The sequence below is a fragment of the Paenarthrobacter sp. YJN-D genome, assembly GCF_015040335.1.
Lineage (GTDB): Bacteria > Actinomycetota > Actinomycetes > Actinomycetales > Micrococcaceae > Arthrobacter > Arthrobacter nicotinovorans.
The window spans coordinates 3307226-3333375 of record NZ_CP053549.1 but is presented as its reverse complement, the minus strand read 5'-3'; the positions used below and the strand labels follow the sequence as shown (position 1 = coordinate 3333375).

Sequence of the window (26150 nt, the reverse complement as noted above, 5' to 3'; positions counted from 1 at the left end):
ACATCGATGAGTGTATTCATCCAATGATGTACCTAAGGCCGTTACGCGGCTCTTTCGGGTTACTGCAGCTAGTCCTCGAAGTTGAGCTTTCCGTCGCTGCTCCCGGTTACCCTTTCAACAATCTCTTCGGCTACGACGCGGAGTTTCTGGTTTCGGTGGCTGGAGGCGGTGGTCAACAGCTGGAACGCCTCGTCGTGTCCACAGCGGTTCTGGGCCATGATCACGCCGCAGGCAAGGTCAATCACTGTTCTGCTGGCCATGGCGGCCTTCAGGTCCGTGTTCAGCTGCTCTGTGGCTTCGATCCGGATAGCAAGGCGCAACGTGCTTCCGGCAACGTCCGCGAAATCAGTGGCCTCCCTTATGACGTCCTCGGTGAAGAGTCCCGGCGCCGGCGCGAAGAAGTTCAGAACTGCCTCCGAGGTTTCGCCCAGCATCATAGGCACCCCGAGGGCGCTGTGGACGCCTTCCGCTGCAAGCAGCCGGCTGTACTCGGGCCAGTCGATGTCAGTTTCGACGTCGGCCAGCAGCACCGGGCGCCCCTTGTCCAGAGCTTCCAGGCAGGGACCCTCCTTGAGGGTTTGTTCAATATGGTCCAGGTGCACAGCCTTCTCACTGCTGCCCGCAACGGTGGCTGTGCGTTTGCGCCGGCGAAGTGTCACGGCACAATCGATCCGGGCTCCGCTGGCTTGGCTGATGGCAGTTGATGCGAACCGGGTCAGGCCATCGAGGATTGCCTTGATGTCCGCGGAGCCAGCCACCAGCTCGTGGAGCCCGCGGATGTGCTCGGTAGGGTCAAAGGTCTCCATGCGCCTAATGGTAGGCCACTCCAGCCGCGCCTGCTCCCTGCTGCAGCCCCCTATCTCCCTGCTCTGGCCCCCTAATGCTGGTGTGCGCGCAGGGGCTCAGGATGGTGCGTCTCCGGCGGGCGAACATGCTGCGGGAGCGTCGGCGAAGGTGAACCAGCCCGGGAGGGCCGCCGTGTACGCCTCGCGCACCTGGGGATTTTTGGTTGCCGTCCAGTCCACGGTGGCCTTCACCTCAACCTCGTTCTTGTCCCATTCGAACCAGTTGATCATTTTCAGGGCGGGGTAGTCCGTGGGGATGGCCGGATCGAAGAGCTGACCCCACCAGGCCTCTTTAATGGCCAAAGCGTCGGCACCCTCGCCTGATGCGACCGTGAGGGCCGCAGTCTCAGGGATGGCCACGGGTTTGTTCCGGGCGGTCCCGTACTCGGTATAGAAGTCCGGGACGGCGAGATCGTCGCCGCCGGCACCGTTGTAGTTGCCGGTCAGTTGCTGAAGGAATTTGCCCTGTTCGGGAATGACGTTGGCACCCCAAGGGTAGGTATTGCCCCAGTGGTAGAGGGACATGCCCACCCAATCCACTGCATCATCCCCGGGGTAGTAGGGGGCGTAGGGATCGTCAACGCCGGTGACTTCGCCATCTTTGTTGGTGTCCAACGCAGCGAACTCCGGTGTTCCGGCTACGGCTTGATACTTACCGCCGCTAAAGGGGTATCCGCCGCCATAGTTCGGGGCCCACATCATGGCGCTTCCTGCGGCCTTTGCATGAACTGCTGTGGCCACGCGCTGATAGGCGGCCACGTAGGCCGTGGGTTGCTGGCCCCAGGCGTACCAGGACCCATTCATCTCGTGGGCGAACCGGACGATCACGGGAACGCCTGCGTTGTTGAAGCGGGCCAGCATGGTTGATAACTCGACGGCAACCTCCGGTGTGACGGAAGCCAACCCTTGCTTGGGCTCGAGGGTGAGCAGCATCGTCCCGCCGTTGGCACGGATCTGCTCGAACGCGGCTTCAACGTTCCCTCTATCTGTCCCCGACATGGGAAAGTCGGTGAACGTCACCGTGACAGCGGGCCGTTGCCCGAGGTTCGTCGCGTACTGCTCAAGGGTTTCGTGCTCCCAGTCCAGATTCACGCCGGCCAGGATGCCTTCAGATGGTGCCGAAGGAAAGGCGGCCCGGCACGTGGGGAGCGGCGAAGTGGTGGAGCCTGGCTGTGGTCCAACGCAAGCGCTCAGGGAACTCCCCAGCAGGGCCGCGCCAGTGACAGCAGCAAAGAATTTACGGGCTCCCCAAATCATGGCTTTCAATGTAGCAGCGCACCTGTAGCATCATCATCATCACCGCATTCCCGCGTAGAGGAGCCGGAAGCCATGTCTGAGATATCCGATGGAACTGCCACCACTACCAGCAAGACATTCAGTCGTGAGACGCGGGTAGCCACTCTCATCGACGCGCCTCCCTCCAAGGTGTGGGGGCTGTTGACCGACGCCGGGAATTACCCCACGTGGAATTCCACGGTGGTGTCGGTGGACGGTGAGATTGCTCCGGGATCGAAGATCACCTTGGTGTCCACGTTGGACCCCAGCCGCACGTTCAAACTCAAAGTCAAGGAATTCCAAGCGCCTGCCAAGCTCGCCTGGGGTGACGCTCTGGGAACCCGGACTTACACCATCACCGAGACCAACGACGGCCGGTCCCGCTTCGAGATGGCGGAGAAGATAGGCGGGCCCGTCTTCCCGCTCTTCGCCAATAAGATTCCGTCCTTCGACGCCAGTTTCACCCAGTTCGCCGCAGACCTGAAAGCGGCTGCCGAAAAAGCTTGAGAATGACGACGGCGGTGCGGGCACCTGCCGGACTCAGGGGACAAACCTGTAGCCCATCCCTGGCTCGGTGATCAGGTGACGGGGGCTCCCCGGTTCTTTTTCGAGTTTTCGGCGGAGCTGGGCCATGTAGACGCGGAGGTAGTTGGCTTCCTTGGCATAGGCCGGTCCCCAGACTTCCGTGAGGAGTTGCTGCTGGGTGATGAGCTTGTCCGGGTTCCTGACCAGGATGTCCAGGATGTTCCATTCCGTGGGTGTCATACGGACGTCCTGGCCGGCCTTGGTGATTTGCCTCTTGCCCAGGTCCACTGTGAAGGAGCTGGTCTCTACCCTGGTGATCTCTTCGCTGGGTTCGGTGCTTCGGCGCAACAACGCCCGCAGCCTTGCCAGGAGTTCCTCCAACCCGAAGGGCTTGGTGATGTAATCGTCAGCCCCTGCGTCCAAGGCTTCGACTTTGTCGTTGGAGCCGTGCCGGGCGGAGAGCACCAGAATCGGTACAGCACTCCATTCACGAACTGCAGCGATGACGGCGTTCCCGTCCATGTCGGGCAGGCCGAGGTCCAGGATCATCACCGCGATGGGTCGTTGGGCGGCGGCGCGAAGAGCGGACTCTCCATCGGTGGCGGTCACCACCGTGTATCCCTGGCCTTTCAAGGTGATGGCGAGCGCCCTGACAATGTGGGGGTCGTCGTCCACGACCAGAATGTTCACTAGGGGCCTTTCGGGGCAGGCAGTGCGGTAACAGAGGGAGCCGCGGGGCGTTGCGGCAGGTCCGGGGCGGGACCTGTGGAGAGGGGAAGCCTGATGAGCATGGTGAGTCCGCCTCCGGGTGTTTCTTCGGCGGTGAGTGTGCCACCCATGGCCTCGGTGAATCCTTGGGCTACGGCAAGGCCCAGGCCCACTCCTGTGGTCGCGGGAACATCGTCCAGCCGTTGGAAGGGCTGGAACATTTTCAGGACGTTGCTGGCCGGGACGCCTTGGCCGTGGTCAATGATGCGCAGTTCGCCGGCGGGCCTGCCGTCCAGGGTTGTGGTGCTGAACCCTCCCGCGGCGCCGGCGATGACCACCTCGGAGTCAGGGGCGTATTTCACGGCATTTTCCACGATGTTCGCGATGACCCGTTCCAGCATGCCGGCGTCGGCGTCCACTTCGGGCATGTTGGGTGGCAGGTCCACCCTGACCCGTCCAGGTGCGATGCCGTGCAGGGCGGCGGGGATCACGTCGTACCAGCGCAGGGGCTTGATGAGGGCGTTGACGGAGTCTGAAGTGATGCGGGACATGTCCAGCAGATTGCCGACTAACCCGTCCAGGCGGTCCGAGCATTCGTCGATGGTTGCCAGCAGTTCCTGCTCTTCGTCCTCGGTGTACTGCACGCCAGGCTGGCGCAGCCCTCCAACAGCGAGCTTGATGCCCGCCAGGGGTGTGCGGAGGTCATGCGAAACGGCCCTGAGGATGGAGGTCCGCATGGTGTTGCTTTCGGCCAGCCGCGTCACTTCCCGGCGGGTGGCGGCGAGCTGGCCACGTTCGAGCAAAGCGGACAGATGCGCGCCGAAGGCTCCGAGGAGCCGACGATCGCTGGCGGGCAGTATCCGGCCGCTGAGGACCAGCCTGGTGGTGCTGTCCACCTGTTCAATGTTGTCGACGTCGTCCTGGTCACCTTGGGTGCTGCCCGCAGCAGCGACGCGGCGCCATTCCGGCTCTGCTGGGGACGGCCGGAGCTGCCGGTTGTCCGCGGCGGAGGAAACGTACAGTGCCGCGCCGTGGACCTGGAAGACTTCCAGTGCTTGTTCCAGGAGATCCTGCACGGGGTCTTCTGCGGTGGTTGCCCCGCGGGTGAGGTCTGCCAGGGTGGCTGCTTCAGAGCGTGCGCGTGCTGCCTCCTTCGAGCGCCGAGCGGAGAGGTCCACCACCACAGCCACCGCGGAAGAAACTCCGGCGAACACCAGGAGGGCCAGGAGGTTCTGTGGGTCACTGATGGTCAGTGTCCCCATCGGCGGGATGGAGAAGTAGTTCACCAGGACGCTGCTCCAGAGCGCACCCAGAAGGGCGGGCCACAAGCCACCCACCAGGGCAACGGCTACCGAGCCGCTGAGCTGGATCAGCACTGCCGTGGCAATGTTGTGGGTTGGGGCTGCCGCAAGCACCAGCTGCAGCAGCACCGGAACGATCACGGCCATGGCAAAACCAACGGCTACACGCACGCGCCCGAGGTCGCGTTTGCGGGTGCGCTCCAGGCCCCGGCCTCCCAGGGGGTGGGAGACCATGTGGACGTCGATGTCGCCGGATCCTCTGACGACTCGGCTTCCCACGCCACCGCTGAGCAGGTTCGCGGGGAATTTGCGGCGTGATACTCCCACCACGATCTGGGTGGCGTTCACACTCCGGGCGAAGTCCAGCAGCGCCTTGGCAGGGTCTTCTCCGGAGACGGTGTGGTAGCTGCCCCCGAGGTCCTTGATCAGCGTGCGTTGGGCTTCCAGGTCCTGGGGGGACTCGGCGGCCACACCGTCAGCGGCCCGGACGTGGACGGCCAGGAGGTCACCGCCGTTTACCCTCTTGAGGATCCGCGCGGCACGCCGGATCAGTACTTCGCCTTCGGCGCCCCCGGTCAGTCCAATGACGATGCGCTCGCGGGCAGGCCAACTTTCCTCGATCTGGTTCTCTGCCCGGTAGCGCGCCAATCCTTCGTCCACACGGTCAGCGAGCCAGAGCAGCGCCAATTCCCGCAGTGCTGTCAGGTTGCCCACCCGGAAGTAATTGGACAGGGCGGCGTCGATCTTGTCGGCATCGTAGATCTTGCCATCGCCCAGGCGCTGCCGGAGCAGCTCAGGCGAAATGTCCACCAGATGGATCTGGTCAGCGCGGCGCACGACGTCGTCCGGGACGGTTTCGGCCTGCTTGACGTCGGTGATGGCGCTGACAACATCCCCCAAGGAGGCCAGGTGTTGCACGTTCACCGTGGACAGGACATTGATGCCCGCGTCCAGCAATTCCTCAATGTCCTGCCAGCGCTTCTGGTTCCGGCTCCCGGGAATGTTGGTGTGGGCATACTCGTCCACGACCGCGGTGTGTGGGCGCCGGGCCAGGACCGCGTCCAGGTCCATCTCTTCGAAGGTGCTTCCCCGGTACTCGATGGACCGGGTCGGCACGATCTCCAGCCCCTGGGTGAGCGCTTGGGTATCGGCGCGTCCGTGGTGCATGGCGAATGCCACCACCACGTCTTCGCCGCGGCCCAGCAGTCTGTGGGCTTCTTCGAGCATTGCGTAAGTTTTGCCGACGCCCGGTGCTGCCCCCAGAAAAATCCTCAGTGTTGCCCGCGCCATGTCCTCATTCTTCCACTCGGGAACCGAAGCTACTCACGGGTTCGCGGCCAGCCGGGCGACGTCCAGATTCAGCAGGGTCACGTTGACCGACGGCTGGCTGAGGAAGGCCTCGAGCCCGCTGCTGGTCTGCTGGTCCACCAAGGTCTGAACGTCGCCGGTTTCGAGTCCGTGGGCTTTGGCAACCCGCTGGACCTGGAGATCCGCGTAGGCCTTTGAAATGTGCGGGTCCAGGCCTGATCCGCTGGCCGTGAGGGCATCAGCCGGAATGTCGGCTGGGTTGGCGCCCTCTGCTGCCGCGATAGCTGCACGGTTGCTGTTCACGGCGTCCAGGAGTTTGGGATCGTTAGGTCCTAGGTTGCTTGCTGAGGACGATGCCGGGTCCCACATGACGGCGGATGGCCGGGCGTGGAACCACTGGGGGCTCTGAGTTCCTGATTCGTCCGCCATGGTCTGGGCTATGAGCGCTGATGCTGCCGGCCGCCCGGCGGAGTCTTTCACGATGGATCCGTTGGCCTGGAACGGCGCAACCAGCTGCCCTGCGCCGAAGACCACCAGGGGGTAGAGCAAACCCAGCACGATGGTTGCCAGCAGCAGGAACCTGGCTGAGGTGCCTGCTTGGCGAAGGTATCCGGAAATGGTGTTCATGGGTGGCTCCTAGCCGATGCCTGGGATGAGGGACAAGACCAGGTCAATGAGTTTGATTCCGAGGAACGGGGCAACCAGACCGCCCAGTCCGTAGAGCAGCAGATTCCGGCCCAGGGCCTGGTTGGCTGACACTGCCCGGTACTTCACGCCCCGCAATGCCAAGGGGACCAGGACAATGATGATGAGGGCGTTGAAGATCACGGCTGACAGAATCGCCGACGCCGGACTGGCCAGCCCCATGATGTTCAGCAGTCCAAGCCCGGGGAAGGCTGCTGTGAACAGCGCCGGGACAATGGCGAAGTACTTGGCAACATCATTGGCCACAGAGAACGTGGTCAAAGCTCCCCGGGTAATGAGCAGCTGCTTGCCGATGCCCACAATGTTGATCAGTTTGGTGGGATCCGAGTCGAGGTCCACCATGTTGGCTGCTTCTTTGGCCGCCGGCGTACCGGAGTTCATGGCGACCCCCACATCCGCTGCCGCCAGGGCCGGAGCATCGTTGGTGCCGTCTCCGGTCATGGCCACCAGGCGTCCTTCACTTTGCTCCCGGCGGATGACGTCGAGTTTGTCCTCGGGCGTGGCTTCGGCAACGAAGTCGTCGACGCCGGCCTCCGCCGCGATCGCTTTGGCCGTCACCGGGTTGTCGCCGGTGATCATCACCGTTCGGATTCCCATGGCGCGCAGCTCGGCGAAGCGGGCTCTCATGCCCGGCTTGACCACATCGGCAAGGTGAACTGTTCCCAGAACCCGTGCGCCGCCGTCGTGCGTGCTTTCGGCTACCAGCAGCGGGGTGCCGCCTTGGGCGGAAATCTCCTGCACGCGGCGCTGGACTTCAGCCGGGAGGCGACCGCCGGCGTCGGTGACAAAGTGCCCGACGGCGGATGCGGCGCCTTTGCGGATGAGGCGGCCGTCCAGGTCCAGCCCGCTCATCCGGGTGCTGGCGGTGAACTCCACAACCGTGATGTCCGAGTAGGCGGTGCGCAGTCCGGCGAGGTCGGGACCGCCGATACCGCGGGCATCGGCGAGCTCCACGATGGAGCGGCCTTCCGGTGTTTCGTCGGCCAGGCTGGAGAGCCGGGCGGCGGCGGTGAGTTCATCGAGTCCGACGTCGTTGGCCGGGAAGAAGTTCACGGCACGCCGGTTCCCGTAGGTGATGGTGCCGGTCTTGTCGAGCAGCAGTGTGGTGATGTCGCCGGCTGTTTCCACTGCCCGGCCGGATGTTGCCAGTACGTTGTGCTGCACCAGCCGGTCCATGCCCGCGATGCCGATGGCCGGGACCAACGCACCAATGGTGGTGGGGATGAGGCAGACCAGCAGCGCCACCAACACGATGGGCGACGGCGTGGCGTTCGCCAGCGAAGCGAAGGGCGCCAGGGCCATGGTGACCACCAGGAACACGATGGTCAGTGAGACGAGCAGGACGTGGAGGGCGATCTCGTTGGGGGTCTTTTGCCGTACGGCGCCTTCCACCAGCTTGATCATGCGGTCGATGAACGTTTCCCCGGGCTCGGCGGTGATGCGCACAACGATCCTGTCGGAGAGGACCTTGGTTCCGCCGGTTACCGAGGACCTGTCGCCGCCGGATTCCCTGATGACCGGGGCTGATTCGCCGGTGATGGTGGATTCGTCCACGCTGGCCAGGCCTTCGATGATTTCGCCGTCGGAGGGGATGACGTCCCCGGCTTCACAGACGACGACGTCGTTGAGCTTCAGTTCTGTGCCGGGCACCTCTTTGGTGGTTCCATCGTCCTGGCGGAGCCGTGCCGTGACTCCTTGGCGGCTTGCCCGGAGGCTGTCCGCCTCGGCTTTGCCGCGGCCTTCGGCGATGGCTTCGGACAGGGTCCCGAACAGCACTGTCAGCCAGAGCCACGCGGTGACGGCGATGCCGAAAATGTCCGGTTTCAGGACGCTGATCACTGTGCAGGCGGCGGCTCCCACCAACACCACGAACATGACGGGGGAGTGGACCATCTGCCGGGGGTCGAGCTTCTTGAACGCGACAGGAAGGGCTGCCCGCACGGTGGCGGCATTGAGCTTGGCCGGTGCCTTGGTGTGGTGTTTGTGTTCTGCGGGAGCGTCGGCGGGTGTTCCGCTGGCGAGGTTGGTGGACTCCGCGGCCGGAGCCGTGCTGGAGTTGGTCATTTGATAAGTCCTTCTGCGAGGGGGCCCAGAGCCAGGGCCGGGAAATAGCTGAGCGCGGTGAGAATGACCGTCACGCCCAGCAGCAAGGAGCCGAACAACAGGCCGTGGGTTGGAACAGTTCCGGACGAGACCGGGATTTTCCTTTGCCGTGCCAGCGACCCGGCAAGGGCAAGTACCAAGGCGATGGGCAGGAACCGGCCCAGGAGCATCGCCACGCCCAGCAGCGTCGAGAGGTAGGGGCCCGAGCTGGTAATGCCGCCAAAGGCCGAGCCGTTGTTGTTGGCGCCTGAAGTGAACGCGTACAGCAATTCACTGAACTGGTGCGGTCCGGAGGCCGGGGTGTTCGCCATCACGTCCGGGAGCAGCGCCGAGATAGCGGCGAGAACTAGCACCAGAGTGGGCGTCACCAGGATGTACAGGGCCGCGAGTTTCATTTCCCGGGGACTGATCTTCTTGCCCAGGAACTCAGGCGTCCTTCCCACCATCAGCCCGGCAATGAAGACCGCGATGATGGCCAGCACCAGCATGCCGTAGAGCCCGGATCCGGTTCCGCCGGGGGCTACTTCGCCGAGCATCATGTTCAGCATTGCCACGCCGCCGGCCAAGGGAGGCAGGGAGTCGTGGGCGACGTTGACTGCTCCGGTGGAGGTCAACGTTGTGGAGGCGGCGAAGATTGAGCTCGCTGCCGGACCCAGACGCTGTTCGAAGCCTTCGCCCAGGCCGCCGGCTGCCGCCGTCGCCGTTCCTTGTGCGGAGGAAACGGCCCAGGCCATCAGGCAAGTGGACGTCAACCAGAGCGCGCCCATCACAGCGGCGACGGTGTGGCCCTGGCGTTGGTCACCCACCATCCGCCCGTACATGTATGGCAGTGCGGACGGGATGAGGAGGATGAGGAACACCTGGAACAGGCTGGTGAAAACGTTCGGGTTTTCGAAGGGGTGGGCTGAGTTGGCGTTGAAGTAGCCGCCGCCGTTGGTGCCCAGGACTTTGATGGCTTCCTGTGAGGCGACGGGGCCACCGGGAATGGTCTGGTTGACGCCCGTGGCCGCGTTGGTGACGTCGGTGGACCAGAAGTTCTGTACGACGCCGCCAATCACCAGGGCGATGGCCGCCACCGTCGCGATGGGCAACAGGATGCGGAACGATGCCCGGGCGAGGTCCACCCAGAAGTTGCCCAGGCGGTCGGTTTTGGTCCTCACGATGCCACGGATCAGGGCGACGACCACCACGATTCCGACGGCGGCAGAGAGGAAGTTCTGCACGGCCAGCAGGCACATCTGGACGAAGATGCCCACAGTGGCCTCCGGCACGTACGTTTGCCAGTTGGTGTTGGTGACGAAGGAGATGGCCGTGTTCATGGCGACCCACGGGTCCACGCCGGGCAGGGAGTTGCTGCCGGGGAGTACGCCTTGGAGGCGTTGCAACGCGAAGATGACCAGAATAGAGATGAGCGAGAAGAGCAGAACGCTGCGTAGATAGACAGACCAGCTCTGTTCAGTCCCGGCGTCGACCCCCGCGAGCCGGTAGAAGATCCGTTCCGGCTTTGCGTGCTTGGTGCTGGAGAAGACCCGGGCCATGTACGTGCCCAGGGGCTTGTGGAGCAGAGCCAGAACCAGCACCAGGACGGCGACCTGGGTGATGAAGGATGCAGTACTGAAGACCACCCGGTGTCACCACTTTTCCGGGTTGATGAGCACTGCCAGCAGGTACCCTGCCATGGCCAAGCCGAGGACGAACAGGCTGACACACATGATGGCGTCCGCGGTCATCGCCCACTCACCGGGCCTTCGCCGTCGACCATCTTGCCCAAGAGGTGGGCCACCCACATCACGATTCCCATGCAGACCAGGAGAATCACCACAACAGCCACGTCGGCCACTGGAACGTCCTTTCATCAGTGCCCCTTTCTTTGGGGGCTGATGTCAGTCAACTCCTCGAAAAAGGGCGGAAAGGCGTTCCTTACGGTTCCTTAATGCGGTGGTGGGGAATCTTGATGCGGTCTTAACGCGGGGGCGTCAGCGGGGCTGCGGATCCTCGTGTGCTAACGATGGACCATGAGCGAATACGTAACAGAAGTAGAAGATGCCGCAGCGGCCAGGGGCGTTCACTACGTTTATGCCTTACTCCGAACGCCAGGTGCTTTTCGCATGGAGGATATCTTCTACATCGGCAAGGGCAAGGGCCTTCGCAGCCGGTCCCATTTCAAGGAGGCGCAGGAGGCCTTCCGAGGCACAGCCAAACAGGCCTTGCTTCGCTCAATTCTGGAAATGGACGACAGCTTGGAGAATATTGAGCGTCATGCTTACGTCTTGGTAGGCGGCCTTTCAGAACAGGATGCCTTCAATGTTGAGAGTGCGCTCATCAAAATGCTGGGCGGCCCGATGGGTTCTCAGCTCTTCAACCTCCAGTCTGGCCACGGTGGACAAGATGTACCCCAAGTTGTCCCTCTGAATGAGGCCAGGATCTATTTTGATGCGCTGCCGCAGGTAGTGGAGAAGCTACCTGCGGCAGAGCTCGCGGAGTACGAACCGAAACGGGCCGGCCGAGCTGTTGTTGTGGTGAAGGGGACGCATCTTCCTATTGCTGAGCCGATGCAGGAGTCGACTGGCGAACAAGGACCTGTGCCGCAGTCGGAGATTTTCAATGAAACTGAGCAGCTCAGAAATCTGCGAGGTTGGGACCCAACGAATCCGTGGACGGATCCGGAGGCCAGGGAACGAGCTTCTGTGTGGTGGGCCATATCGCCTCAAAATGTTCTGGCCCTTCAGGCTCTTGCGGCGGATAAGCAGGTCTTGGTTGCTCTGCTGGTTAGGGATCCGCGGAGCGGCAGTTCGGTAGTTCGGTATGTATGGGAAATCGACCCGATAGGCACGTGGCAATTTGCCGGAACTCAGTGGGGCATACCCCTTGGGAGTGCGGTTGAGGATCATCCATGGCGTGGTAGCAAGCTTTTGGCGCCCAACAACAGGCAGGTTTTACATGGGCATTCCACTGGAATTGGTTATGTGTCTGAAGGCTAAGCCTTAGTGGCCGTTGGTGTCGCAAGAGTGGGACTTAGCCTGACTCCCTGCTACATGGACTCATCCTAAGGACGGTCCACCCATACCCCGAAAGAGGTACCCAAGTGAGAACCCTGGGGTGACGCGCCCGCGGCCGTGAAACGAAAGGCTGGATACAGGGCGCACGGCGCGCACTGGGAAGGGATGTTTGAAGAGGTCAGTTAAGAAATTGCTCGTGACAGTCTCCGCCATTGGAGCCGTGGTGGCGCTGGGGTTGGCGACCACCACCGTGGTGAACGTGGTGGCGAGCGACGCCGAGAGCAGCAAGATCGAGTCTTATGGCCAGCGGGTCGATGTGAACGGCAGCAAGATGAACGTCCTGGTGACCGGTAGCGGGCTCAAAGACGTCGTCCTCCTGCCCGGGTTTGGAACGTCGTCGCCTGTTCTGGACTTCGCGCCGCTGGTGAGGGAGCTTGCCAAGGACCATCGGGTGATTGTGGTGGAACCTTTCGGCTACGGGTTGAGCGACGGGACCGACCGTGAGCGGACCACTGAGAACATCGTGCAGGAAGTCCACGGCGCCTTGCAGTCCCTGCACGTAAACCGCTACATCCTGATGGGACACTCGATCGCCGGCATCTACGGCATCGACTACGTCAAACGCTACCCGGATGAGGTTACTGGATTCGTTGGCATCGATACTTCCGTTCCCGGGCAACCGGGCATGGATACGGAGTTCCCTACCGGGCTGATGGCGGTGGCGAAAAACCTTGGCCTGCTGCGGCTGCTCACGGCCTTGACCTCCGCGGACGACAACCCCGCCTACTCGGACTATGCGAATGATCAAATGCAGATGCTCACCAACCGGAACTCGATGTCACCTACGTACCTCAACGAGATGGAGCACATAGGCTCGAACTTCCAGCGCGCCCTGGGAACGGGCTTCCCGAAGGATCTGCCGCTGCTGCTGTTCGCGGTTGCGGAGAACAAACAGAACCCGGAGTGGCTCGAGCTGCACCGCCGCCAGGCCGCCAGCGTCACCGACGGCACCGTGGTGCCCATCCCCGGCGAGCACTACCTCCACCACACGCACGCGGGAGAGATCGCTGATGGAGTGCGGGCCTGGGAGGTCGGGCGGGGTTAGGCTCAGTCGCGAAAGCGATCAGAAACGCACGACGGCGGTGCTGGCGCAAGACTCTGATGGGTTGGGAAGATGGATCTGCCTCACGATGAAGATTGCACGTTCGCGCCGCTCCCGCACAGATGATTTTGCAGAACGAGCCTTGCCTTCGAACCGCAGTGAGCTTTTCGAACCCGCGGAACGATGACTCCGTCAACGCTTTCTTGAGACGAAACCCTAATAACGGGCACCAATTTTGTCGTTCAGTCTATGGCCATGCCCAATTCCCACCATATATGCTCCAACAACACGCACCTCTCCGGGACGATACGTGGGAAATTGGTGCGTACTAAACGGGTGCAAGCTATTGAATTGAGGCATTTCAATGGTGAGTCGAGTTTCTAAGCTCCTAGGTGGCCTAGGCACAGGCTTGGCGATCGTGGTGGCGGGCGCGGCCGGCGTGACTTGGTTTACGAGTCAGAAATCCAATGTCGCGGATGGGCAGGTGGCCGAGCGGGCTATTCAGTCTCCTTCTGTTTCTACCACTGCTACGCCTTCGGCCACCGCAGGTACGTCTTCGCCTCCGCAGCAGGTACTTGCGTCCCCAACGGGGCCGGATTCGCTTGCAGACTTGTCAGTTGATGTGTCCCAGCCAGCGAAGATGATGGTGATGAGCGAGCAATGGATAGTCAAGGCTGGAGCGAAGATCGAAGAGTTTCCCGTTCAGCCCGCCCGGTTGGTCAGTCTCAGTTGTCTGAGAAACGACTATTCCACCATTGAGGCTTTCGAAAATTGTGTCAATAAAACTCCCGGCTGCACGCCGCAACAGAGGGAGTGGCTAGCTGCGAACGCTATTCCGAACTACGTCCGAGACTATGCAGTGGATGGTCGGATGCATCTGGGATCGGTCACCCTGACGAATAAGTCGACCTCCCCGCAGTCGCTGTCGTTCAAGGACATACGTTTGAAAGCTGAGTTTGCGCCGATTTCTGATGCCGGCTACAGCATCACTTGTACCAACTACAACGATTGGTCGGGAGGTGCGACAGCGGGATTCGCAAATTCCCGGGAGGTTGTAATACCTGCAGGAGCAGGCATCGGTATCTTCGGCGGTCCTGCGATCTATGGAGAGGACCTTACCCGCAATATTCCAGAGGGAATGCCTGCAGTTTTTAACCTGGCTGCAGGCGAAACGTCGAATGTCGATCTTGTTGTTAAAGTTCCTTTTCCCGTAGGTACGGTTACCGGGGGCGTCTATGCGACGGTAGCGGGTGCTGATGGGGAACGAGAAATACCTGTTACGGTTTCCATGCTTGCAACCGGGGCTGCTTCCTACGTATCCCTACCGCGAACAACTCTATGGATTGATGGTGGGGCATTATGCCCGCCAGATCCACCAAAGACCAAGAAGTATAGCGCTCGAGAGATATGCTCGATCCCTCAACTGTTGTCGGTGAGCAGACATGGCTAAGTCCGATAACTCGAAACCTGTTCAACAAAGCAATCCCCATGCTGAGGCCGAGGACCGCCAACTCGTTCCGAATGGGAAAGTGGTAGGCCTTCGCGGGGAGGACCCCGGCGGGTCTGCAAAAGTTCCTGTGAAGTCAACGGAACCAGTGCCTGGTCCTCCACACGTTCAAGAAGCGGGGCTCAAGGACCCAAAGAAGACATCTGTATGGAAGTCACGCGCTGGACGCATGTGGACGTTGGCGGTGACGGTGGTGACCGTGACTACCGCGGTCATTTCTGTTTTCCCTGTCTTGTTCAAGGATGAATCGAGTGTGCAGTCTCTTAAGGCTGCAATGAAGCCATATCGTGCGGAATCGGTCACACACTTCGCCTTACCAGTTGGGGCGCCAATAGGATCCTTTCCTTCCGGCGGAACTCTTTGCACGCAGGAACAGGAGGAATGGTTGCGGCGGTACGGCTTCCAGTTTCAAAGGGATTATCTCATTGAACTACGGAATTCGGCCGGGGGTGGAGGGTCTCTGGCTGTAGCGAATATACGCGGTCATGCCACTAAGTCAAGTCCAGTGGGGTCTGCTTATATAGTCGAATGTGATAAGTCCGGTGACTCTGGTGTTGTCGCCGAGCCGGGCAGACTATTGCTTGATTCTGGTGAACCTGCGTTTTTTGACAAGACGACATTGGGTGCCGCGGGAACCGGGCAGCCCAATAGTCCGTTGGCGTATAACCTTAGGCCCGGTGAGACGGGCCAAGTTGTGCTGTCGCTCTCTGCCAGATCGAGTTTCACCGGTGAAGTACTCACGAGCGTGTCGGCGGGTGATCGAACTTCGGATGTAAAAATCTCCCTGGAGGACGGCGGGGAGATTGAGGTGCCAGGCGTCTTGAGTCCCCGGACAATACTGGTCACCGTCAGAGATGGGAAACTGAACTGCAACGTCATCCCCAATCCCACAGCTCAGATCAGCTCGTGCACGGCGGACGATCTCTTTCTTAGGTAATGATCTCTTTCTTAGGTAATAGGGCGGAGCAGCGAGAGGTTGGCGGTCCGGACGCCAACGACGGATCGCCCAGCACGCCTTTACCGGATTCAGTAGGCCATCCGGTACCTGGACGAGGTCAGTGCCTTTCGTTTACGTTGGTACGTCCGCCACGGGTACCTTGCGTGGATGCAGAAAGCAATGATTTCCGATCAACGTTTCTGGCATGGGGATGGGCAGCCTGATCTGACAGGCCGTGACTGGCTTTCGGGCCACGCTTCATCCGCGGATATCACCCACGGCCGTCGCCGCGACCTGTACGCTTTCCCAGCCGCGTCTGGCAGCAGCGACGGTGGTGCCTTGGACAACGATGCCCTTGTTAAGCAGGATGGCCACCAGTGTGGCATTGACTATGTCTTCGCGAATTTCGGTCAGCCAAGGGCCGCGGATAGTCGGCATTACTGGCACTCGTGCCATCACGGTGAGGTAATGGCCCCCGACGAAAGCAGCGACCAAACAGACGGCACCCGTGACCACAAGTTTGACGAGGTCGTTTTGGTTCGTGCTCACGATGTATGCCGGCGGAGCGATCAAGGCAATGATGAGTCCAATGCGCAACAGAAGGATCTTTTGTGCAAGGCCAGAAGCACGTCTGCGACCCGTCGTAGCTGCCAAGCGCTTATCGCGGATGTCTTGCGCTTTCAACCGCCACTGACGTTGAGATCCCAGATGCAAGTTCACCAGGGCACGCGCGGCAGCTAGCTCCTCTGGGTGATCTCTCCTAAGTGCCGTTACGGAAGGATCTGGAACCTCCGCCCAGGCACTCTCCAATCGGCGATCGATTGCAGCAGCCATATCATCCAAGCTCAAGCGCGCTGCGCCCTCCGCGGCTTCGTCGACTCGGGCTGCTGCACCCGACGGGGAACGCTCTCCAGCAGTGTCCGCCCGATTCCCATAGCGCGGCGATCCATCGGGTAAATGGTAGTCATTGCTCATAGATGTCCCTGGCTCGATCGCCAGGATCCGAAGAGTCGAAAGGTGACCATGGCGCGCGCGGCACCCTGCCGCCCAAATACATTGTGAGCTACACGGCCAACGTGTAGCGCGAATCGACGAAATCGTTACGGCCGCCCCAGAGTGCGCCCCACGCGCTTGCCGCCAACCGAGACCTCCGGCCATCCATCGCATCGTTCAGTTTGTACTCGCTATGCCGGCAACGTTGTGCTCTACAGGAGCTACCCGGACGAGGTGAGCGCATTTGTGGGCATCGATACCTCTGTCCCCGGGCAACCGGGCACCGATACGCAGTTCCCCACGGGCCTGATGTCAGCGGCGAAGAACCTTGGCCTGCTCCGGGTACTCACTGCTATCGCGTTCGCGGACGACAACAACCCCGCCTACTCGGACTATGCAAATGATCAAATGCAGATGCTCACCAACCGGAATTCGATGTCGCCCACGTACCTCAACGAGATGGAGCACATAGGCTCGAACTTCCAGCGCGCCCTGGGAACCGGCTTCCCGAAGGATCTGCCGCTGCTGCTGTTCGCGGTTGCGGAGAACAAACAGAACCCGGAGTGGCTCGAGCTGCACCGGCGCCAGGCCGCCAGCGTCACCGACGGCACCGTGGTGCCCATCCCCGGCGAGCACTACCTCCACCACACGCACGCGGGAGAGCTCGCGGATGGAATGCGGGCCTGGGAGGTCGGGCGGGGTTAGGCTCAGTCGCGAAAGCGATCAGAAACGCACGACGGCGGTGCTGGCGCAGCCTCGTGCACTGGCGGATCGTTAGGTTTCGCGAGGACAGGTCCCCGATTGTAACTAGGTGCAATCCGTCTCAGCCGGGCGCCACGGCGCTTAATGCCACTTATGCCAGCGCTGCTGCCCTCGCGGGGAAGGCTGATACTTCCTCGGTCACAGCCAAGCTGGACAAGACCGAGGCGGTGGCGAAGTACGGCCCGACCACCTCCGCGCTCCAGGATGCATTGGGTCGCATCTACACGGGTGCCAGCGATGTCAATATCCTGATCATCTCGGATTCAACCGTGGCCCAAGGCGCAACCACGACGTGGGGCATGGGCCTACCAGCAGAGTTGGCGGCGCTGTTTCCTACGCACAACATCGTGACGCGCTGGTACCGCGACGGGAGCGTTGCCTACAACAACCCTGTCACCATCACCGGTACAGGTGCGCGCAACATCAACCTGTGGATGGGTTCTGTTGCTGGCAAGGATTCTGCCTACCCGGTTACCGGCTACGCCACGCTGGTCACCCCGGCAAACGCGGACGTCATCATCTTTTCCCACGGCCACAACGAGCTCTCGACAGACACGTTACGGCAGATGCGGGACCGGTACGTCCAGAACCTCGAAACCATCCGAACTTGGGCTCCGTCCGCGTCAGTCGTCCTTATGTCTCAGAACCCGGGCAGCAGCGCATCCGCGCAGAAGTCCGGCGTCCGTGTAGACATGTACCGCAGGATCGCCGCCGAACGCGGCTACGCGTTCATTGATGCGCACATGGTGGTCCTCCGCGATGGGCGGGACGTCAACACCGTTCTTGTTCAGGGTGACGGCTTGCACCCCACGGCGGCTGGCCATCTCGTGTGGCTTGCCGAGGTTATGCGGCACTTCCAGAACACCACAGTGGGGCAGCCAGCCACCTCCACGACACCTAGCCTCTACACGTCCCGTCGCAACATGCTCACCAATGGGGACTTGACGGGCACCAGCGTGCCAGGCGGGTTCGTCCTGGCCGGATGGTACGGAAAGAACGTGACCCACTCGCAGTCCACGGCCATAAAGAAATCCAAGAGATACAGCTACAAGGTGGCAAAGACGGCTGCCCACGCTTCCGCGAAGCTGTTCCAGACCATCCCGCCCGCGCTCGTCGCTGGCAAGGACGTGACGGTGGCGGTCCGCATGGACATCCCATCAGGCAAGCCAGCAACAGCAGGGCGGGTGTCCGTGGTTGACACCGTCTCGGCCCTGATGAACTCGACAGAGTACCGGCCGATTTATGATCAGTGGCATTGGAAGATCGTCACGACCACTGTTGCCGCAGCATCAACAGGGCTCACCGTGAACCCGTTCACCGACCCCAACGGAACCGCGAGCCTGGAAGAGGTCGACGTCGACAGGATCGTGGTCACACAGGGAAGCTTCCCCAATGACGTCTACTAAGCCGTAAGGCCGTACCAGTCAGTGGCGGGGGTGGTGTGGAAAGGGTGTTCACAGGCGCAATCTTGGCTACCCAAGGCGGTGGCTTCCCGCTCCATCGACAGGTCCGCGCACCTAGCGGGGCGGGCGGGGGAAGCCCCACCACGCTCCGTCTCAGGGCGTTGCCGGTCTCGGGCTCTGAGTATTCATGCTGGCACTGGGGCACTGAGTGGCCGGCGATGGCATCTTTTCTGAGGACTCCCGCACGATGATCACGACAACACCAGCAACGAAGGCACCAACGACAGACAGCGTCCAGACCATTTCCGCGTGCATGAGTCCCCCAAAAGTCGAAACCAATTGAGCTTCAGTGCACGGGTACCTAGCTGTTTCCTCGACCCGCGTCACGCCGAATGAAACGCGAGGACCGGGTCTTTTGATATCCGCTACGCCTGGGCTTTACTGAGGTGCATGGTGACGCGAAAGATTCCTAGCAAGGTGCTCGATATCCTCAGGGAGGAGGTGGGGTTTCACTGTCCCATCGATGTAGATGGGGATGTCTGCGGAAGCCCATATTTGACGTGGCATCACTTTGATCCTCCGTTCAGAGTGGAAAAGCACCATCGTCCTGAAGGGATGATTGCACTCTGCCGGGAGCATGCAGATAAGGCAGACAACGGAAGCTACACCGATGACCAACTGAGGCGCTATAAGGCCGAAGGTAAAGGCCGCGGACTCTCAGTGTCCGGTCGCTTTGATTGGATGCGAAGGTCGATCCTCGCGGTCGTAGGCGGTAATGCTTTTCTCGACACTGACGTGCTTATTCAGGCCGGGGACCGCAAGATAGTGTGGTTCTCCAAAAACGCGCACGGTGAGCTCCAATTGAACTTTGAGATGCCGACCACGTCGGGCAGGCCGCGTGCTTCCATTATCGACAATTGCTGGGTAATCGAACCGGACGCTGACTGCAAGGTGGAATGTCCGCCGATGGGCCGGCTGGTTAGCGTCACATACGGAAACGGCGACATGTTTAGGGCGGAATTCCTCACAATCAGAGACGAAGCTGAACTGGTACAGCGTGTTCCGGTAGTTCGACTGGATCCGGAGTTTCCGTTCGAATATCCCCTGACAGTGGTACAGCTGGCGCAGGTGGCCTCCAACACCGAGCTGCAGTTCCACCCGAACAAGACCACGACAGGACCACTCTCTCTTTCGGGGGGGGGGGCTGACAATTGGAGGGCCCCTAGGCATCGCCTTCGACAACTTGGCTCCCGATTTTGTCAGATCCTCGCCGCTCTCTGGCTTCGGCGTGCTCTTCGAGAGCGATTAGGTGGTGAACTTCGGTGCTACCTGACAAAGGCCCTGCGGCCCCTGGACGGTCGCACTGCTCCACGTCCAGCCCAATGCCTAATCTGCTTCTCTACCGGGCGCTCGAACCACTCATGCAAAGCTGCTGATCCAAGAACCGCAGCAATGAGCACCACGCCAGAGGCGAGGATTCCTGCAACGTTCGGAAGCCTATTGATTGCAGGAGCTGCGCTGAGAATGAACAGCTCGTGGACCAGATAGAGCGCGAATGACCACTCGCCAAGCTTGACTATGGGGCGGGCCGCGAAGTGACCGCCTGTGGCTCGTATATCGCGCGAAGCAGCAGCAGCGATGATAGCCGCAAACCCGGGCAGCATCCAAAGGTCCGCAACCACGTACGGCATACGTTCCGGATCCTTCAAGGCCACGTCTGTTGCCAGCATGATCATGGCGTAAAGCCCCGCTGAGAAGAGCAGGGCATGACTGAGGGTGAACTTAGGAGTCCAGCCATTTTTGATCAAGGTAGCCAAGCAGATGCCAATGATGAACTCACCCAGTCGAAACGCGGGAAGGGTGTAGAGCAGGTACCCCAACTGGCTTGTAGGAAACACCAGTACGCAGATCCCTGCGACGCCAACCATTGATACAGCAGTTATGACCATGACTCGCGCCGGACGCAGGAACCGCAGAGCTTGGAACGCGAATGGGAACACCAGGTAAAAGAACATCTCGCAGGACAAGGACCACGAGACTCCGTTGAAGGCGTACCTTATGTCGCCCGCCGGGAACCATCCTTGCGTGAGCGTCAGGACAGCAGGGAGAGCAGCCCAGTTGATGGTTGCGCCGGTGATGAATAGGGCTGTGACCATAGCGAAAATGGTCGTAAGGGCATGCAGCGGCCACACCCTAGCGAACCGCCGCCAGTAGAACTGAGAATTGGGCAGTCCTGGCTTTCTCGACCAGGCAAGGACGAAACCGGACAACACAAAGAAGAAACTCACCCCGGTATAGCCGAGGCCGACGACCTTAGAAGCTGGCCCTGCCGGTTCCAAGTATTTTGCAGTGTGGAAGAGCACCACGATCAAGGCCGCGTAAAAACGAAGGCCCGTAAGGCTGTCCAGGCGCACGTTGGCAGCGGTGACGTTATGCAAGTAGTTCCCCCAATGCGAATGTTGTCAAGTCAAAGAACATTCTAGAGGCAACATAAGACCGGTCATGCTCCTCCTCCGGTACATGCTCTCACTCTTCTGGGTCCGGCTGTTGCTAAGGATGTTTGAAGAGGTCAGTTAAAAAGTTGCTCGTGACAGTCTCCGCCATCGGAGCCGTGGTGGCGCTGGCATTGGCGACGACCACTGTGGCAACCGGGCACCGATACGCAATTCCCCACGGGCCTGATGTCAGCGGCGAAGAACCTTGGCCTGCTCCGGGTACTCACTGCTATCGCGTTCGCGGACGACAACAACCCCGCCTACTCGGACTATGCAAATGATCAAATGCAGATGCTCACCAACCGGAATTCGATGTCGCCCACGTACCTCAACGAGATGGAGCACATAGGCTCGAACTTCCAGCGCGCCCTGGGAACCGGCTTCCCGAAGGATCTGCCGCTGCTGCTGTTCGCGGTTGCGGAGAACAAACAGAACCCGGAGTGGCTCGAGCTGCACCGGCGCCAGGCCGCCAGCGTCACCGACGGCACCGTGGTGCCCATCCCCGGCGAGCACTACCTCCACCACACCCATGCAGGGGAGATCGCGGATGGAATGCGGGCTTGGGAGGTTGGGCGGGGTTAGCACATCCTTCCTGCCAGCGGCCGGGCGAGCGTACGCTGAGGCAATGGAGTCCGAAGTCAGGACCTTATCCCTGAACACCGGGATCAGCGTGCCTTGTTTTGTGCAAGGGAACCTTGAACAAACAGCCGACGACGGCGGCGCACCACTGCTGCTCCTACACGCCTGGGGCGAATCCTGGCGGAGTTTCGATCGCCTCATTGCGGCCCTCCCGGGGTTGGTGATTGTGGCACCTGGCTTGCGGGGTCATGGCGCGGCCGACAAACCCAGCAGCGGCTACTCGCTTCCTAACGTTGTTGAGGACGTCGTCGGCATGCTGGAGGTGCTCGGCGCCAAACAGGCACATGTCCTGGGTTCATCCAGCGGTGGTTACGTAGCCCAGCAACTCGCTGTCTCTCATCCGGACCGTGTCGCATCCTTGACGTTGGTAGGCGCACCCCTGACGCTCCACGGAAGGCCACCATTTGCGGCCGAGGTGGAGCGGCTTACTGACCCGATCTCAGAGAACTGGGTTCGTGAGTCTTTGGCCTGGTACAGAATGCTGCACGCCGTGCCGACCTCATACATTGAGGACCGAGTACAGGACGGTCTAGCCATGCCAGCCTCGATTTGGAAGGCTTCACTGCGAGGATTCTGCGAGGCCGTTCCTCCAACGGAGACCGGCGAGATTTCCGTCCCGACGCTGATGCTTTGGGGCGCCCACGATCACCTTGTGCCGCGACAGCATCAGGAAACCCTGGTTGGCCGCATCAAGGGCGCACGAGTCCAGATCTACGAGGCGACCGGTCATCTGGTGCTCTGGGAGTGTCCGGAGAGAGTCGCCGAGGATTTGACGCGCTTCCTCGGAGGGCTGTTCGAACGCCCGTAGCTTCGCCGACAGTGGCTCGAGCCGTTCCGGCATCAGGCCGCCAGCGTCGCCGACGGCACCGTGGTGCCACTACCTGGCGAGCCATACGTCCACCACAATCATGTAGGCGGGAGATCGTTGATGGAGTGCGGGCGCGGGAGGTTGGGTGGGGTTAGTGATGTGTCAGCACATAGGACACGACTGCGATAGTTGCAACGAGGAGGGCTGTGAGCCCAGCGTAGGCAGGCCACTTCGGCTTTGACTTCTGAGGATTGATGTCGATGTATGGCAAGCGATGTCCTTTCTACAGCAGCAATGCTGGTTCTCTTTGCAGAAGTCCTTGGTTCTGCACTCAGGTACCCAAGTTCACGAGGGAGCGGCACGCCCCTGTTTGGGCAACATTGAGTTGGAGCGTGCCGCCCGCATAATCATAAGGCTACTTTTCAAAATTATTGAATGCTTGGCGTGGATTTCGACTAGACGCACAATCTGGCCCGTTTCGCGGCTACTTATTACAAGGTCCAGGACTGGTAATAAGTAGCCTTCGAATTGGTCCCGTAGGATATACCTAGTCTCAGATCCAACAGCGGGGGAAACATGGCGCAATCGACGCTGACCAAATCCAGCCTCTCAAGTCAACGCGCGAGGAAGCCATCCAGTAAACGACTTGATATCCATGGGCTCCGCGCTGTCGCGGTATTGGCTGTCGTCGCGAACCACCTAACCGGCTTGCCGGGAGGAGGATTCGTTGGTGTGGACGTCTTCTTCGTCATCTCGGGCTTTGTCATAACGCTTGGCCTGATGCGGGAACACGAGATGAAGGGCACGATTTCGTTTAGGGACTTCTACGTCCGGCGGGTGGCTCGAATTCTCCCCGCCAGCACCGCGACCATAGTCATTACGGTCACAGCTAGCTACTTCGTTTTCTTCGCCGCGCGAGCCAGTGGCGTGCTTCAGGACGGCGTATGGGCGCTTCTATTCTCGGCCAACTGGCGCTTTGCCTCGAGCGGCACGGACTATTGGGCCGAAGACAGCCCGATCTCTTCCTTGCAGCACTACTGGTCTCTTGGCGTTGAAGAGCAGTTCTACTTTGTTTGGCCTTGGGTCCTCGTCCTGGTCTTGGGTATCGCTGCCAAGTTCGGTGCGTCGGCGCTTCGACGAAGATACGCCCCTAGCGACCGTTCTCTTCGGTCTCGCGCTTGTTTCGTTTCTTTGGGCGATGGCCGAGATCGCAACCCACGCACCTTGGGCCTATTTTTCGACGGCTTCCCGCGCATGGGAGCTTGGCGTTGGAGCGCTACTTGCCGTCATTGCGCCCATGTTCAATACCATTGGGCAAACGCTTCGATCTGTCCTGGGGTGGACTGGCGTGGCAGGCGTGGCGCTGAGCCTCGTTATTATCACTAAATCCTTTACGTTCCCCGCGCCTTGGGCAGGGCTTCCCGTGCTTTCAACGGCTTTCATCATCGTGGCTGGAACGGGTGGCAATGTACCTGGATTCACGCTCGACCAACAAGGTCTCCGCTTACATCGGAAATGCTTCGTACTCGCTATACCTTTGGCACTTCCCCGTGATCATCTTGATTGGCGCGTTGTGGCCGAAAGATGACCTTATGTACTACCCCGTGGTGCTAGTACTGATCGCATTCTTGGCGTGGACGTCATATGAATTCATCGAACTACCAGCCCAAAGGTATCTAATGCGGGCGTACAGGGGTGGAGGGTGGAGACCGCGGCGTAGCGGGAAAGCCGTCCACGGGACTTCACGGTCGGCGCTCTTCGTGCTGGGAGCGCTTGCGGTGGGCGTCGTGGTCGTCGTGCCACTGTCCCTACGTCACACAGCGCCAGCTATCGTGGCCGGGGTGCCGGCTCCTGCATCTCCCACGAAAGCCTCATCTGATCGTCCCGCAACGAACACTAATGCGGCCCGGCTGCAGGTTGAGATTAACTCTGCGTTGGCTGCAACGTCGTGGCCGACGTTGAGCCCCTCATTCGATAACATAATGGACGCTGGCAGACCGGACGAAGATCGCGACGGCTAGGGTAATACTGACCTGTCCAAGGCCACCTGCATTTACGACACAGGGAAGCCTAAGACAGCTGTCGTATTCGGGGATTCCACCGGAATAACCCTGCTGCCCACCCTCCGTGAGGCACTGGCAGACGAGTACAACATTCGTGGCATGACCAAAGCTGGTTGCGTCATGCTGGATCTGGAAGTGAAGGACGACCGTGAGGGTTTCACGGAGCAATGCAGCGCATTCAGGTCGGCCGCCATAGCTGAGATCAACACAATCAAACCCTCAATCATTTTCTTGACCAATACGTCTGGAGTTCTCGGGCGCCTGGCATCCGGGACGGCCGAGGCAAGTGCAGGCCCCGAATGGCGTAACGCGACGACAAGTATCCATTCAGCGTTGAAGCCGAGCGGTGCGCAACTTGTCGTAATAACGGCCCCGCCGTCCGGCAAAGCACCTGCCGAATGCGCCACACGAACGAGTACTCCACGGGATTGTATGTACCAGATCCCCCAAAATTTCTACATCACCGCCGCGGCGATGTCTGAAGCGGCGATGGCAGCGGGAGCCAAGTTTATTGATACGCGCGGCTGGTTCTGTGGTTCGACCGACTATTGCCCGGCGTTCGTTCAGAACGTTCCGGTAAAGCGGGACACCGTACACACCACTAAGCAGTACGCCGTAGCCCTGGTCCCGGTGCTCAAGGAGGCTCTGGCCGCGCCGTAAGCTCGTTATGGCGCGCTGGAGGCGGTTGGCGTACGTCTAGGGCTAGAGGCTGTTCTGAGGGCAAACGTTGCAGCGGCACGTCCGGGAGAAGGGCTTCAGTCCCGTGGGGAAGTCTGCCGCTCACAACAGGGCGCCTGCATGCTTTACGTTCTAGCCTTTGTGGGAGTTGTGCCCACAGGGAACCTCCGGGCGCCGCTGCAGGGCTCATACCCGGTTTGGTGGAGTCGCGCTGACAGAAACAAGTTCTAGTGAGGTTGCTGTCGCCCGGCCCTGCTGGCGCATACTGGGTGCCTGTCGCAAAGAGCGGAAAGCTGATGCCTACTTCACGATAGTTTTCACCTTGGAGCAGTCGCTTGGGTCGGGGGAGAGGCCCGATGCATGCCATCTAGTCCCCCGGATTGGGGGGGGGCAAGAAACCCTAAAGTTTGAGTGAAGCGTTGTGGGTGCCGTTAGGAAGCCAACCTACCTGGGCTGTGCCGTGCAATCCGGCATTTTAGGCAGTGCTAGCGCGATAAGGCGGACTAATGAAATGCCAATGACGGCTCCGACTGTATTTGTGACAACGTCGATGAAGCTTGAAAAGCGGCCCGCTATGAAGAGCAGTTGTACCCCTTCCATGCAAACGGAGACAAGCAGGCCGAACACGGAGAGTTGCCACCACGATCTTGCTGGGAGTGCCATTGCAGACAGAATTCCAAATGGAATAAACAAGGCTACGTTGGCGGAGGCCTCGACGAAGTGATAGTCAAACCAGCCGGGCACCCCGTTACTGTGGAGGAATTTCAGAAGAGCGGCGAGATTTCCTTGGACTGGTTTATCTACAGGTGTCGGCCAGAAGCCGACCGCAGCGAGGGCAATCAGGTAGCTTGCCAGTCCTGCTCGCCAGAACAATGAGTTTTTCAATCGGGCCTTCAGGTAGTTCGAGCGAGAGCCCAGATGCTGGCGCTAAAAGCCGCAACGGCCAGGAGGCCGAGCAGGACATACTTCGGAAAGGTGACGAGTCCCAGAGATG

At 60.6% G+C, this 26150-nt stretch carries 22 protein-coding genes; 11 read left to right on the top strand and 11 right to left on the bottom strand.

Annotated elements, in window-relative coordinates; all coding sequences use genetic code 11:
- Positions 1-68: 68 nt before the first annotated feature.
- Both HMI60_RS15410 and HMI60_RS15405 read right to left on the bottom strand, forming a co-directional pair.
- Positions 69-806: a GAF and ANTAR domain-containing protein gene (locus tag HMI60_RS15410; RefSeq protein WP_018776902.1), complete on the bottom strand. Its 738-nt coding sequence runs from the start codon at positions 804-806 to the stop codon at positions 69-71.
- A 96-nt stretch (positions 807-902) separates the two neighbouring features.
- Positions 903-2102, bottom strand: a complete 1200-nt coding sequence (locus HMI60_RS15405) for a glycoside hydrolase family 26 protein (protein ID WP_227453556.1) — start codon at positions 2100-2102, stop codon at positions 903-905.
- Positions 2103-2174: 72 nt separating this feature from the next.
- Here HMI60_RS15405 and HMI60_RS15400 point away from each other — a divergent pair, with 72 nt between their 5' ends.
- Positions 2175-2627 carry an SRPBCC domain-containing protein gene (locus HMI60_RS15400; protein ID WP_110503749.1) on the top strand — a complete coding sequence of 151 codons (453 nt, stop codon included), beginning with the start codon at positions 2175-2177 and terminating at the stop codon, positions 2625-2627.
- Positions 2628-2660: 33 nt separating this feature from the next.
- Here HMI60_RS15400 and HMI60_RS15395 read toward each other — a convergent pair whose 3' ends face one another.
- Genes HMI60_RS15395 through HMI60_RS15370 form a run of 6 tightly spaced genes read right to left on the bottom strand, consistent with a single transcriptional unit; the run spans position 2661 to position 10500 of the window.
- Positions 2661-3335, bottom strand: a complete 675-nt coding sequence (locus HMI60_RS15395; RefSeq protein ID WP_079580903.1) for a response regulator — start codon at positions 3333-3335, stop codon at positions 2661-2663.
- Positions 3335-5944: an ATP-binding protein gene (locus tag HMI60_RS15390; protein WP_110503750.1), complete on the bottom strand. Its 2610-nt coding sequence runs from the start codon at positions 5942-5944 to the stop codon at positions 3335-3337. Before HMI60_RS15390 ends, HMI60_RS15395 begins: the two co-directional genes overlap by 1 nt.
- A 33-nt stretch (positions 5945-5977) precedes the next feature.
- Complete coding sequence (gene kdpC, locus HMI60_RS15385; RefSeq protein WP_193589917.1) at positions 5978-6589, bottom strand: K(+)-transporting ATPase subunit C; 612 nt, start codon at positions 6587-6589, stop codon at positions 5978-5980.
- A gap of 9 nt (positions 6590-6598) precedes the next feature.
- Positions 6599-8731 carry a potassium-transporting ATPase subunit KdpB gene (gene kdpB / locus HMI60_RS15380; protein ID WP_193589916.1) on the bottom strand — a complete coding sequence of 711 codons (2133 nt, stop codon included), beginning with the start codon at positions 8729-8731 and terminating at the stop codon, positions 6599-6601.
- Positions 8728-10395: a potassium-transporting ATPase subunit KdpA gene (gene kdpA, locus HMI60_RS15375; protein ID WP_193589915.1), complete on the bottom strand. Its 1668-nt coding sequence runs from the start codon at positions 10393-10395 to the stop codon at positions 8728-8730. Before kdpA ends, kdpB begins: the two co-directional genes overlap by 4 nt.
- Before the next feature lie 6 nt (positions 10396-10401).
- Positions 10402-10500 (bottom strand): potassium-transporting ATPase subunit F, encoded by a 99-nt coding sequence (locus HMI60_RS15370; protein WP_193589914.1) that lies wholly within the window; start codon positions 10498-10500, stop codon positions 10402-10404.
- A gap of 285 nt (positions 10501-10785) precedes the next feature.
- Between HMI60_RS15370 and HMI60_RS15365 the strand changes: the two genes are divergently transcribed.
- From HMI60_RS15365 to HMI60_RS15355, 3 genes are all read left to right on the top strand, one after another.
- The gene (locus HMI60_RS15365; RefSeq protein WP_193589913.1) at positions 10786-11751 is read left to right on the top strand and encodes a GIY-YIG nuclease family protein; all 966 of its coding nucleotides are present in this window, start codon (positions 10786-10788) and stop codon (positions 11749-11751) included.
- Between the two features lie 214 nt (positions 11752-11965).
- Positions 11966-12874: an alpha/beta fold hydrolase gene (locus tag HMI60_RS15360; protein ID WP_227453555.1), complete on the top strand. Its 909-nt coding sequence runs from the start codon at positions 11966-11968 to the stop codon at positions 12872-12874.
- 415 nt (positions 12875-13289) lie between these two features.
- Positions 13290-14321 (top strand): hypothetical protein, encoded by a 1032-nt coding sequence (locus HMI60_RS15355; protein ID WP_227453732.1) that lies wholly within the window; start codon positions 13290-13292, stop codon positions 14319-14321.
- A 1252-nt stretch (positions 14322-15573) separates the two neighbouring features.
- On the opposite strand, the gene HMI60_RS21080 is transcribed toward HMI60_RS15355, so the two are convergent.
- Positions 15574-15864 (bottom strand): hypothetical protein, encoded by a 291-nt coding sequence (locus tag HMI60_RS21080; protein ID WP_227453554.1) that lies wholly within the window; start codon positions 15862-15864, stop codon positions 15574-15576.
- 678 nt (positions 15865-16542) lie between these two features.
- Between HMI60_RS21080 and HMI60_RS15345 the strand changes: the two genes are divergently transcribed.
- Together HMI60_RS15345 and HMI60_RS15340 are read left to right on the top strand one after the other, a co-directional pair.
- Positions 16543-17013: a hypothetical protein gene (locus tag HMI60_RS15345; protein WP_227453553.1), complete on the top strand. Its 471-nt coding sequence runs from the start codon at positions 16543-16545 to the stop codon at positions 17011-17013.
- A gap of 224 nt (positions 17014-17237) precedes the next feature.
- Positions 17238-18476, top strand: a complete 1239-nt coding sequence (locus HMI60_RS15340) for an SGNH/GDSL hydrolase family protein (RefSeq protein ID WP_193589910.1) — start codon at positions 17238-17240, stop codon at positions 18474-18476.
- Between the two features lie 1322 nt (positions 18477-19798).
- Here HMI60_RS15340 and HMI60_RS15335 read toward each other — a convergent pair.
- Entirely contained in the window at positions 19799-20911 is a 1113-nt protein-coding gene (locus HMI60_RS15335) for an acyltransferase (protein WP_193589909.1), read from the bottom strand.
- A 243-nt stretch (positions 20912-21154) separates the two neighbouring features.
- Here HMI60_RS15335 and HMI60_RS15330 point away from each other — a divergent pair, with 243 nt between their 5' ends.
- The 5 genes from HMI60_RS15330 (at position 21155) to HMI60_RS15315 (ending at position 25138) form a co-directional block, all read left to right on the top strand.
- A complete protein-coding gene (locus HMI60_RS15330) occupies positions 21155-21550 on the top strand; it encodes a hypothetical protein (RefSeq protein WP_227453552.1) in 396 nt (131 codons plus the stop codon).
- Between the two features lie 43 nt (positions 21551-21593).
- The gene (locus HMI60_RS15325) at positions 21594-22415 is read left to right on the top strand and encodes an alpha/beta fold hydrolase (RefSeq protein WP_189075345.1); all 822 of its coding nucleotides are present in this window, start codon (positions 21594-21596) and stop codon (positions 22413-22415) included.
- 576 nt (positions 22416-22991) lie between these two features.
- The gene (locus tag HMI60_RS15320; protein ID WP_193589908.1) at positions 22992-23801 is read left to right on the top strand and encodes an acyltransferase; all 810 of its coding nucleotides are present in this window, start codon (positions 22992-22994) and stop codon (positions 23799-23801) included.
- An 80-nt stretch (positions 23802-23881) separates the two neighbouring features.
- On the top strand, positions 23882-24436 hold the full coding sequence (locus HMI60_RS21290) for an acyltransferase family protein (protein ID WP_370584031.1): 555 nt from the start codon (positions 23882-23884) through the stop codon (positions 24434-24436).
- Between the two features lie 12 nt (positions 24437-24448).
- Positions 24449-25138 (top strand): SGNH hydrolase domain-containing protein, encoded by a 690-nt coding sequence (locus HMI60_RS15315; protein WP_227453731.1) that lies wholly within the window; start codon positions 24449-24451, stop codon positions 25136-25138.
- A 462-nt stretch (positions 25139-25600) separates the two neighbouring features.
- On the opposite strand, the gene HMI60_RS15310 is transcribed toward HMI60_RS15315, so the two are convergent.
- Positions 25601-26041: a VanZ family protein gene (locus HMI60_RS15310; RefSeq protein WP_189075342.1), complete on the bottom strand. Its 441-nt coding sequence runs from the start codon at positions 26039-26041 to the stop codon at positions 25601-25603.
- Positions 26042-26150 lie beyond the last annotated feature (109 nt).

What these genes read in the sequence shown, in the direction of transcription:
- HMI60_RS15320 (WP_193589908.1), top strand. Translation starts at nt 22,992, where the DNA reads ATGGCGCAATCGACGCTGACCAAATCCAGCCTCTCAAGTCAACGCGCG.
- HMI60_RS15410 (WP_018776902.1), bottom strand. Translation starts at nt 806, where the DNA reads ATGGAGACCTTTGACCCTACCGAGCACATCCGCGGGCTCCACGAGCTG.
- HMI60_RS15330 (WP_227453552.1), top strand. Translation starts at nt 21,155, where the DNA reads ATGTCAGCGGCGAAGAACCTTGGCCTGCTCCGGGTACTCACTGCTATC.
- kdpC (WP_193589917.1), bottom strand. Translation starts at nt 6,589, where the DNA reads ATGAACACCATTTCCGGATACCTTCGCCAAGCAGGCACCTCAGCCAGG.
- HMI60_RS15365 (WP_193589913.1), top strand. Translation starts at nt 10,786, where the DNA reads ATGAGCGAATACGTAACAGAAGTAGAAGATGCCGCAGCGGCCAGGGGC.
- kdpB (WP_193589916.1), bottom strand. Translation starts at nt 8,731, where the DNA reads ATGACCAACTCCAGCACGGCTCCGGCCGCGGAGTCCACCAACCTCGCC.
- HMI60_RS15370 (WP_193589914.1), bottom strand. Translation starts at nt 10,500, where the DNA reads ATGACCGCGGACGCCATCATGTGTGTCAGCCTGTTCGTCCTCGGCTTG.
- HMI60_RS15325 (WP_189075345.1), top strand. Translation starts at nt 21,594, where the DNA reads ATGGAGTCCGAAGTCAGGACCTTATCCCTGAACACCGGGATCAGCGTG.
- HMI60_RS15400 (WP_110503749.1), top strand. Translation starts at nt 2,175, where the DNA reads ATGTCTGAGATATCCGATGGAACTGCCACCACTACCAGCAAGACATTC.
- HMI60_RS15405 (WP_227453556.1), bottom strand. Translation starts at nt 2,102, where the DNA reads ATGATTTGGGGAGCCCGTAAATTCTTTGCTGCTGTCACTGGCGCGGCC.
- HMI60_RS21290 (WP_370584031.1), top strand. Translation starts at nt 23,882, where the DNA reads ATGTACCTGGATTCACGCTCGACCAACAAGGTCTCCGCTTACATCGGA.
- HMI60_RS15390 (WP_110503750.1), bottom strand. Translation starts at nt 5,944, where the DNA reads ATGGCGCGGGCAACACTGAGGATTTTTCTGGGGGCAGCACCGGGCGTC.